Raw genomic sequence first — 232 nt, 5'->3', positions numbered from 1 at the left:
ACCTTCAATTCGCTGAGTCAGATCGAGCAAATGCGCCCTCTGATGCCGACCGATGGGAGCGTGTCCTTCGGGTTGCGTGTCAACCCCGAGTACTCGGCGGTGGAGACCGACCTGTATAACCCCTGTGCTCCAGGCTCTCGCTTCGGTGTGCCTGCTGCGGAGCTGACCGAGCTCCCCGAGGGTATCGAGGGCTTCCACTTCCACTCGCTCTGTGAGGGGACGTCGGAGGATC

1 pseudogene is annotated in these 232 nt (G+C 62.1%); it reads left to right on the top strand.

Going from position 1 to position 232, the window contains the following annotated elements:
• Positions 1-232: pseudogene (locus MKR94_RS16895) on the top strand (carboxynorspermidine decarboxylase); the annotation flags it as partial.

The organism is Rosenbergiella metrosideri, from assembly GCF_022602565.1.
Lineage (GTDB): Bacteria > Pseudomonadota > Gammaproteobacteria > Enterobacterales > Enterobacteriaceae > Rosenbergiella > Rosenbergiella metrosideri.
Note: the sequence above shows the minus strand (reverse complement) of the source record. Positions and strands in the feature narration are given on the sequence as shown.